Genomic DNA, 9,429 nt, shown 5'->3' with positions numbered 1-9,429 from the left:
ATCCGCGAAGCTGCCGATCTCCCCCAAGTGGGGGAGATGTCGAGTCTTGGCAAAGAGGGCAGGACAGAGGGGGGCGCGAAGGATCGCTACAGAGCGCTTTTATTCTGAGCCGTTGCATTCTTCGGCGGCTGTCACGGAATGGCTCCCAGGGTCTGCGCCGCGTCGCTTCGCTCCTTGCTCAGTGTTCTCTCGGGCGCCCAAACACGGCGCGCAGTTCGTCCTTGGCGTCCTCCAGCACTTTCTTCTGCTTGGCCGGCAGGTTCGTGCCGGCGCGGTTGATGTAAAAATTCAGCATCGACATGGCGGACTGGAACGGCTCGGCCTTGCGCCGGTCGCTGTGCTCGGCCGATCGCTTCAACGAGGCTGCGATCTTCTTGGGGTCGTGGGATTCGAAGATATGGTCCTCGAGGTCCAGCGCATCGCTGTGCTCGGTGACCTCGGCCGACCATTTCCTTTTCGCGGTCATGACAAGCTCCTTCCATTGCTAAGTTTGATGAAAAACTCCGGGAAGGCGGCCACCGTTCCACTGCAGCTCAAATCTCTGGAGCCACGCAATTGCGCGATGTGGCGCTGCACGGCGCCGTCAATCCTGCCGATAGTGGTGTCGAACCCGTCGACTTGCGCACAACCGCGGACAGGAAACGCCTTGACCACAACCGCCTCCAGCCGGCCGAGCAGCCCCGGCATAGACAGCGCCTATGCCTGGCTGCGGCTCGGCATCTCGATGCTGCTGGCGACGATCGGCGGTGTCGGCATGTGGGCGGTGGTCGTGGTGCTGCCCGCCATGCAGGCCGAATTCGGCGTCGATCGCGCCGCCGCTTCGATGCCCTATACCGCGACCATGGCCGGTTTCGCCGTCGGCAATGTGCTGGTCGGCCGCGCCATCGACCGCATCGGCTACTGGATACCGGCGCTCATTGCCTCGGTGACGCTTGGTACCGGATTCCTGCTGGCGTCGCTGACCACTTCGATCCTGCAGTTCACCCTTGTCCAGGGACTTTTGATCGGCGTCGGCACGTCGGCGATTTTCGGGCCGCTGATCGCCGACATCTCGCACTGGTTCAACCGCCGCCGCGGCGTCGCGGTGACGGCTGCCGCCGCCGGCAGCTATCTCGCCGGGGTGATCTGGCCGTTGGCAATGCCCTACGTCATGCAGAGCGAGGGCTGGCGCTTCACCTATGCCGCGATCGGCGTCATCTGCCTCGCCACCATGCTGCCGCTGATCCTGCTGCTCAGGCGCGGCGCACCACATGCCGCCGCTCCCGGTTCACCCGGCAGCCGGCCGGTCCAGCCGATCTCGCTGTCACCGGCAGCGCTGCAGGTGTTGCTCGTCGTCGCCGGCCTTGGCTGCTGCGTGGCGATGTCGATGCCGCAAGTCCATATCGTCGCCTATTGCATGGATCTCGGCTACGGCGTGGCGCGAGGCGCCGACATGCTGTCGATCATGATGGCGGCGGGCGTCGTCAGCCGGCTGGCGTCCGGCTTCCTTGCCGATCGCATCGGCGGCGTGAAAACCCTGCTAATCGGCTCGGTGCTGCAAGCCCTGTCGCTGTTGTTCTACATCCCCTTCGACGGGCTCGCGTCGCTTTACGTCGTCTCGCTGGTCTTCGGCCTGTCGCAGGGCGGCATCGTGCCTTGCTATGCCATCATCGTGCGCGAATACATGCCCGCCAAAGAGGCCGGCCAGCGCGTCGGAATCGTAATCATGGCAACGATCTTCGGCATGGCAATCGGCGGCTGGATGTCGGGCTGGATCTACGATCTGACCGGCTCCTACGCCGCCGCGTTCCTCAACGGCATCGCCTGGAACCTGCTGAACATAGCGGCCATGGTGCTGCTGTTGTGGAAGGCGCGACGCAGCGCCGCGGCGATGGCCTGAGCACTGACCCCGCTGGCCCAGAGCGATGGCAGCGACATGGGGTGAGCCCCCCGTGACGCGGAGCCCGGTCCAGGTTCCTGCTTGACTTACACATATCTCGGCGGTTATTGGTTTTCAATAGCCAGAGAGTTATCGATCGCCATGTCACAGCCCCACGAGATCCTCTTCAAAACGCTTGCCGATCCGACGCGACGGGCCATCTTCGAGCGGCTGTGTCGCGACGGAGACCAGACCGTCGCGGCCCTGACCGCTCGGGCCGGGGTCTCACAACCGGCCGTGTCAAAGCATCTTGGGGTGTTGAAGCAGGCCGGGTTGGTGCGCGACCGCCACGAAGGCCGCAACACGCACTACAGCGCGGAGTTCGGCGCCCTGGCGCCGCTGATCGACTGGACAAACCAAATGGCTGGGTTCTGGCAAAGCCGGTTCGACAACCTCGAAGATCTGCTCAAAAGGATGGACCAATGATCAATACCGAGACCGAAACGCGCGCCGTCATTGTTGAACGGGAGGTCGCTTTTCCGCCGGAAAAGATCTGGCGCGCGCTCACCCAATCACACCTGATCGAGGAGTGGCTGATGAAGAACGATTTCAAGCCAGACGAGGGGCACCGTTTCAATCTGAGCGCGGACTGGGGGACGGTCGACTGTCAGGTCCAGGCAGTCGAGCCCAACAAGACGCTGTCTTACACGTGGGATACCAAGGATCTCAGAAGTGTCGTCACGTGGACGCTCACCCCTACGAGCACGGGGACCCATCTGCGCATGGAGCAGTTGGGCTTCCGGCCGGATCAGCAGCAGTACTATCAGGGCGCCCAACACGGATGGCAGCGGTTCTTTGCGAAGCTGGAGCAGGTCCTGGCGCGAATAGAATAGGCGTGCCGGCGCCATAGGCATCTGCGGGCGAACGCAATGCCCAACAAGACGTCTGTCAACGAAACAAGGTAGCAAAAAAGCCGCCAAGCGGGCGTGCAGCTCGTCTTCAGAGGAGGTCCCAAATGAACTGGAACAAATGGATCCGGCAATTCCACCGCTGGCTGTCGATCATTTTTACGGCGGTCGTCACTGCCATCTTCATCACCTTGGGCGTAGGTGTCGAGCCGGCCTATTGGGTATATCTCATGCCGCTGAGCCCGCTCGGCTTGCTCATGCTCAGCGGTCTCTATCTGTTCGCGTTGCCCTATGCCACGAACTGGCGCAGCGGACGACGCACGGCGTAGAAGACCGAGCACGGTGGACGACAAGACGCCCGCTCACCACCCACAGCCGAAATTCAAACAGTGGCGCTACCCGAGTTCGGGTAGCGTCCTGCCCGGTTCGCTTGACAATGGGGTAAGGCTGCGCGACGCCAGACGGGTGTGGCAAGTCGGGTGCGGCAAAGTCGGATTGGCATGGCGACAGTGGCAAAGACGCTGAACAGCATTTCGCGGTCGCGCTTCGGCGAGGGCGCCGCGTTCGGGACCAGGCTATGACCAAACCGCGCTCGCGCCGTGGCGGCGGCCGTCCGACGATCGCCGATGTCGCGCGCAAGGCCGGCGTCGGCGCCATTACCGTCTCCCGTGCCTTGCGCGAGCCGGAGCGCGTTTCGGAGGATCTGCGCCGCCAGATCGAGGCTGCTGTCGATGAGCTCGGCTATCTGCCCGATCCGAATGCGCGAGCATTGGCTTCGGCGCGCGCCGAGGTCTTTGGCGTGCTGGTGCCGTCGCTCACCAACAGCGTCTTTGCCGAAGTGCTGCGCGGCATCTATGACAGCCTGTCCGACAGCTCCTACCGCATCCAGTTCGGCAACACCCATTATTCCGGCCTCGAGGAGGAACGGCTGCTGCAGGTGTTCGGCCCGCAGCGCCCGGCGGCGCTGATCGTGGCGGGCATCGACCAGACGCCAGTTTCGCGAAGACTGCTCGAGACGGCCGGCTGCCCGGTGGTGCAGGTCATGGAGACCGGCCCCGATCCGGTCGACATGATGGTCGGCTTCTCGCATTTCGATGGCGGCAGGGCGGCGACTGAGCACATGATCGAAATGGGCTATCGCCGCATCGGCTTCGTCGGCGCGCGCATGGACCCGCGCTCGCAGCGGCGTCTGGCCGGCTATCGCGCGGCGATGGAGGCGGCCGGCCTGTTCGACGCGCGGCTTGTCACCACCACGCCGGTGCCGTCCAGCGTGACGCTCGGGCGCGAATTGTTTCGCGACGCGCTGGCCAAGGTGCCGACGTTGGACGGGGTTTTCTGCAACAATGACGACATCGCGCTCGGCGCGCTGTTCGAGTGCCACCGCGCCTCGATCGCCGTGCCGAAGACGATCGGCATCACAGGCTTCAACGATCTCGACATGATGGAAGTGGCTTTCCCCTCGGTCACCAGCGTCCGGACGCCTCGCTACGAGATCGGCCGGCTGTCGGTCGCCATGGCGCTCGCGGCGATTGCAGGCAAGCGGCCGCAACAACCGGTCGTAGACCTTGGCTTCGAACTCAAGCGCCGTGAGAGCACTTCCCGCTGAAAGTACTGGCCGCTGAAAGCACTGGCCGCTGAAAGCGCTTGCAGGCATCGCCAAATGCCGCTTTACTCTACGTCATGGTAGCGCTACCAGTTCTATCCAGGCGAAAGCTCGCGAAAGAGCGAAAGTCTGTTTATTATATATAAGCGACAGCTGATGCTTGTTTATTATGTATAATATGATAGTTTTTATTCCGGTTTACTGAGCCACGAGGGAGGAGATCGGGTCGGCATTCGGCCACCCTGAAAGCGCGACGGCAAGGCAGGAGGTGCCGAGCCAGGCACGCGAGACGCGTAAGAACAATCAGAAACTGCAACTGGGAGGAATATCGATGATCAAGTCACTCGTAGGTGGCGTCGTCGCCGCCACTGCATTCGTCATGCTGAGTTCGTCGGCGCTCGCCGAACCCGAAATCGTCGCAGGCCCATCCGCCGAGCCGGAATGCTTCGCGCCATGGGCCGCCGACACGCAGTTCTTCAAGTTTCCCAAGAAGGAAAGCCCGTACCGCATCGCGCTCGCCAATGGCTATATCGCCAACACCTGGCGCATCCAGATGGTGCAGACGGCAAAAGCCTATGCGGCGCAGCCGGAGGTCGCGGCCAAACTCAAGGAATTCAAGGTCGTCTCGACCGGCGAAGACGTGCCGGCACAGATTTCGGCGATCAACAATTTCATCGATTCCGGCTATGACGCGATCGTCGTCAACGCGCAGAATCCGACGGCGTTCGGTCCGGTCATCAAGCGCGCCAAGCAAGCCGGCGTCGTGCTGGTCGCCTTCGACAACATCCTCGACACCAAGGACGCCATCAACGTCAATGTCGACCAGAAAGGCCTTGGCGAGTTGTGGGCCAACTGGCTGATCAAGCATATCCCCAATGGCGGCAAGCTCCTCGAGGTGCGCGGCGTTGCCGGCACGTCGGTCGACACCGACCGCCACAACGGCATCCATGAGGCCCTCGACGCTTCGGGCAAGAAGTGGGAGGTCACCGAAGTCGTCGGCAAATGGGACGATGGCGTCGCGCAAAAGGCTACGGCCGACGCGATCGCCACCAACGGTCCCTTCGACGGCGTCACCGGGCAGGGCGGCGACACCGGCATCGTCCAGGCGATGATCGACGCCAAGCATCCGTTCGTGCCGTTCGGCGGCGAAACGGAGAATGGCTTTCGCAAATTCTGCGCCAAGTTTGCCTCAGAAGGGCTGAAATGCTCGTCGGCCGGAACCGGACCCGCCCAGGTGGCGGTCGCCATCAAGACGGCGATCGCCGCGCTCGAAGGCCAGGTCGTCCCGCAGGCGGTGAAGCTGCCGCTGGCGATCGTCGAGGATCCGAACTTCAAGGAGGGCGAGGACTATTTCCCCGACCAGTCCGACAATTTCTTCGTCGGCAATTCCTTCCCGACCTGCGGCATCAATTTCACTGCGCAGGAAATCATGGGCCAGAGCAAGGAGAACCAGTAGGCTGATCGCTCGGCGCCGCGGGTATTCCGCGGCGCCAGTCCCGAAGAACAAGCGCCTTGGGAGGGGCCGATGGACGGTGCGGTTCCGCTCTTCCGCATGGAGGGCATATCCAAGCGCTATGGCGGTGTGCGGGCGCTGGAAAAGGCCGAGCTTTCGGTCACGCCAGGCAGCATCCACGCCATCCTCGGCGAAAACGGCGCCGGCAAATCGACGCTGATCAAGGTCATGGCCGGCGTCGTCGCGCCTGACGAAGGCCGCATGATGCTGGACGGAAGCGAGGTGAGCTTCGCGTCGCCGGCCGCGGCCAACCAGGCCGGCATCGTCTGCATCTTCCAGGAATTGTCGCTCGTCCCCGAACTCAGCGTCGCCGACAACATCGTCATTTCCGATCCGCCGAAACGGTTCGGAATGATCGACCGCAAGGCGCAGCGACGCATCGCGGAGGAAGCCCTGGCGCGTGCAGGCGCCGCCGACATCCACCCGCTGGCGCTGGTCAAGGACCTTCCGCTTTCAAGACGGCAGATGGTCGAGATCGCCAAAGCACTTGCCAGGAAGCCGCGCATCCTGATCCTCGACGAGGCGACCTCGGCGCTGACCGCGGCCGACGTCGCCAAGATTTTTGGCGTCTTGAAGCGGCTGCGCTCGGAAGGGTTGGCGCTGCTCTACATCTCGCATCGGATGAACGAGATCGCCGAACTGGCCGACCAGTGCACGGTGTACCGCAACGGCCGCAACGTCGCCAGCTATGCTGCGGGCTCGAAGAGCGACAATGAAGTCGTCGAGCTGATGATCGGCCGCGAATACAGCCATATTTTTCCACCGAAGCCGGTGCGCGCCCCGCCTATAACCGCTCCGGTGCTTGAGGCGCGAGAACTGTCGTGGACCGACCGGCTGGACAATATCTCGCTTACGGTCGGGGCAGGCGAGGTCGTCGGCCTCGGCGGCCTCGACGGCCAGGGCCAGCGCGAATTGCTGCTCGCCTTCTTCGGCGTGCTGCGCGGCCTCAGCGGCCAGATACTGATCGACGGCAAGCCGGTGGCGATCGCCAGCCCGGCCAAGGCCCGCGGTGACCGGATCGGCATGGCGCTGATCCCGGAGGACCGCAAGACCGAAGGCCTGATGCTGCCGATGACGGTGCGCGAAAATCTCTCCTTCGCCGCACTCGACCGGTTGTCCAGGGCCGGCATCATCGACCGTGCCGCCGAGCAGCGGCTGATCGACGACATGGTCGCCCTGCTGGCGATCAAGACGGCCGGCCTCGACATCCCGGTTGGCGCGCTGTCCGGCGGCAACCAGCAGAAGGTGGTCATCGCCAAATGGCTGATGCGGCAGCCGCGCATCATCCTGCTCAACGACCCGACGCGCGGCATCGACGTCGGCACCAAGCAGGAACTGTATCAGCTGATGCGCAAGCTCGCCGACCAGGGCGCGGCGATCCTGTTTTACTCGACCGACTATGACGAGCTGATCGGCTGCTGCGACCGGGTGCTGGTGCTCTATGACGGAGCGGTCAAGCGCGAGCTGGTCGGCGCCGAGATCACCGAGCGGGCGCTGATCGCCAGCGCGCTCAACATCCATGGCGAAGAGATGCCCGTCAGAGGCATGGCGAAGACGCCAGCCCGAGGAGCAGACGCGTGAAGGATTGGCGCTACTGGCTTGCCGAACAACGCGGAACGCTGCTGGCGTTCGGCATCTTCATCGTGATGTTCACGATCTACACCTCGAACCATCCGGCCGGCTTTACCGCCAATGTCGTGCAGACGGCTTCCAACAAGGGCGTGCTGCTTGCCTTCGTCGCCATGGCGCAGACGCTGGTGGTGATCACCGCCGGCATCGACCTTTCCGTCGGCATGATCTTTCTGCTGACCAATTGCCTGGCCTCATGGCTGGTCATCGGCACCGGCATCGAGACCGCCTTCGGTGTCGTCGCGGTGCTCGGCACCGGACTGCTGTGCGGGGCGATCAACGGCGCCATCGTCATCTACGGACGGCTGCAGCCGATCGTCACCACCATCGCCACCGGCGCGGTCTATTTCGGCATCGCGCTGCTGCTGCGACCGTTCCCGGGCGGTTCGGTCAATGAGGATCTTGCCGACGCGCTGACCGGGCGGCTGTTCGGCGTGGTGCCGGCGAGCCTGGTGGCGCTGCTGGCCATCGTGCTCGTCGTCTGGGTGCCGTTCAGCCGCTCGGTGCTTGGGCGCGCGGCCTATGCCGCAGGATCTTCGGAGATGGCAGCCTACATGTCCGGCGTGCCGATCCGCCGGGGAAAATTCGCCGCCTATGCGCTGGCCGGCCTGCTCGCCGCGATCGGCGGGCTGTTCCTGACCTTCTTCACCTATACGGGCGAGGCGGCCTATGCCAGCGGCAATGCCTATACGCTGTTCTCGATCGCCGCCGTGGTGCTCGGCGGCGTCTCATTGTTCGGCGGCAAGGGCAGCGCCATCGGCGCGATTTTCGGCGCGCTCGCCTTCCGCACCATCGGCGACCTGCTCTTCGTCTTCGATTTCGATCCGCTCTGGCAGCCGCTGTTCCAGGGCGTCATCCTGCTGATCGCCGTCAGCCTCGGCGCCTTCGCCCTGTTCAGGGTCCGCAACCGGCTGGAGTGGTTCCTGTGAGCGAAACGACCATCGCCGGCATCGCCGGCCGCATGCCGAAATTCATCCGCCGCGCCGACCCTGCGGTGCTGACCGCCTTTGCCTGCATCGTGCTGCTGCTGTTTGTCGGCAGCCTTTATTCGCGCAGCTTCCTGTCGCCGGAATATCTGCTGCAGCAGCTCAAGGTGGCGTCGTTTCTCGGCGTCATCGCCACCGGCATGATGCTGGTCATCCTGCTTGGGCAGATCGACCTGTCGGTGCCGTGGTCGGTGGCGACGGGCGCGATGATGGCCTGTGCGGCCGCCGCCTACGGCCCGCTCGGCGTGGCGCTGGCGATCCCGTTCGGCATTTTCTGCGGCGTCGCGATCGGCATCGTCAACGGCATCGGCGTCGCTTATCTGCGCATTCCCTCGATGATCATCACGCTCGCCACCAATGCCGTCGCGCAAGGGCTGATGGTGGTCTATACCGGCGGCTTCTCGCCACAGGATTCGGCGACCCGGGCGATGCGCTATCTGGCGACCGGCTTTGCCATTCCGGGCGTGCCCAATGCCGTCGTCATCTGGGCGCTGATCGGTGCTGCGATGGTTTTCGTGCTGACCCGCACCGGCTTCGGCCGCACGGTCTACGGCATCGGCAACCGCGAGCGCGCCGCCTACCTCTCCGGCATCGACACGCGGCGCGTGGTGCTGATCGCCTTCGCCGTATCCGGCGGGCTCTCCGCCTTCGGCGGCGTCCTTCTGGCCGGCTATGCCTCCAAGGCGGCGCAGTCGATGGGCGACGCCTATCTCCTGCCGTCGATCGCTGCGGTGGTGCTTGGCGGCACCTCGATCCTCGGCGGCCGCGGCTCCTATCTCGGCACGGTCGCGGGAGTCATCCTGATCACGCTTTTGCAATCCATTCTTTCCGTCATGCAGATGCCGGAGGCGGGGCGGCAGATCATCTATGGCGTCGTCATCGTCGCCATGCTCCTGCTTTACGGCCGCGCGCCGGCCAGCCGCTGACCCGCA

The 9,429-nt window shown here is 64.0% G+C and carries 10 protein-coding genes; 9 read left to right on the top strand and 1 reads right to left on the bottom strand.

From position 1 onward, the window contains the following. Positions 1-178: 178 nt before the first annotated feature. Positions 179-466, bottom strand: a complete 288-nt coding sequence (locus AC0L2A_RS28110; protein ID WP_473611549.1) for a DUF3175 domain-containing protein — start codon at positions 464-466, stop codon at positions 179-181. Between the two features lie 180 nt (positions 467-646). Here AC0L2A_RS28110 and AC0L2A_RS28105 point away from each other — a divergent pair, with 180 nt between their 5' ends. The 9 genes from AC0L2A_RS28105 to AC0L2A_RS28065 all read left to right on the top strand — a co-directional run bounded on the left by AC0L2A_RS28105 (position 647) and on the right by AC0L2A_RS28065 (position 9,423). Next, positions 647-1,879, top strand: a complete 1,233-nt coding sequence (locus tag AC0L2A_RS28105) for an MFS transporter (protein ID WP_473611548.1) — start codon at positions 647-649, stop codon at positions 1,877-1,879. 141 nt (positions 1,880-2,020) lie between these two features. Next, positions 2,021-2,344: an ArsR/SmtB family transcription factor gene (locus AC0L2A_RS28100; protein WP_128175152.1), complete on the top strand. Its 324-nt coding sequence runs from the start codon at positions 2,021-2,023 to the stop codon at positions 2,342-2,344. Further along, positions 2,341-2,751, top strand: coding sequence for an SRPBCC family protein (locus AC0L2A_RS28095; protein WP_473509232.1), 411 nt, complete (start codon positions 2,341-2,343; stop codon positions 2,749-2,751). The genes AC0L2A_RS28100 and AC0L2A_RS28095 overlap by 4 nt, the downstream gene beginning before the upstream one ends. 122 nt (positions 2,752-2,873) lie before the next feature. Beyond that, the gene (locus AC0L2A_RS28090) at positions 2,874-3,095 is read left to right on the top strand and encodes a hypothetical protein (protein ID WP_473611546.1); all 222 of its coding nucleotides are present in this window, start codon (positions 2,874-2,876) and stop codon (positions 3,093-3,095) included. A 248-nt stretch (positions 3,096-3,343) separates the two neighbouring features. Then, positions 3,344-4,372 carry an HTH-type transcriptional regulator GntR gene (gene gntR, locus AC0L2A_RS28085; RefSeq protein WP_473611545.1) on the top strand — a complete coding sequence of 343 codons (1,029 nt, stop codon included), beginning with the start codon at positions 3,344-3,346 and terminating at the stop codon, positions 4,370-4,372. 328 nt (positions 4,373-4,700) lie between these two features. Further along, positions 4,701-5,825 (top strand): sugar ABC transporter substrate-binding protein, encoded by a 1,125-nt coding sequence (locus AC0L2A_RS28080; RefSeq protein WP_473611543.1) that lies wholly within the window; start codon positions 4,701-4,703, stop codon positions 5,823-5,825. 69 nt (positions 5,826-5,894) lie between these two features. Beyond that, on the top strand, positions 5,895-7,463 hold the full coding sequence (locus AC0L2A_RS28075) for a sugar ABC transporter ATP-binding protein (RefSeq protein ID WP_473611542.1): 1,569 nt from the start codon (positions 5,895-5,897) through the stop codon (positions 7,461-7,463). Then, positions 7,460-8,440 carry an ABC transporter permease gene (locus AC0L2A_RS28070; RefSeq protein ID WP_023798662.1) on the top strand — a complete coding sequence of 327 codons (981 nt, stop codon included), beginning with the start codon at positions 7,460-7,462 and terminating at the stop codon, positions 8,438-8,440. The genes AC0L2A_RS28075 and AC0L2A_RS28070 overlap by 4 nt, the downstream gene beginning before the upstream one ends. After that, positions 8,437-9,423 (top strand): ABC transporter permease, encoded by a 987-nt coding sequence (locus AC0L2A_RS28065; protein WP_023798663.1) that lies wholly within the window; start codon positions 8,437-8,439, stop codon positions 9,421-9,423. The genes AC0L2A_RS28070 and AC0L2A_RS28065 overlap by 4 nt, the downstream gene beginning before the upstream one ends. The last annotated feature ends 6 nt before the right edge of the window (positions 9,424-9,429 follow it).

The sequence above is a fragment of the Mesorhizobium sp. WSM4844 genome (assembly GCF_055811775.1).
The sequence above is the reverse complement of the archived record's forward strand: the minus strand, read 5'-3'. Positions and strand labels throughout refer to the sequence as shown.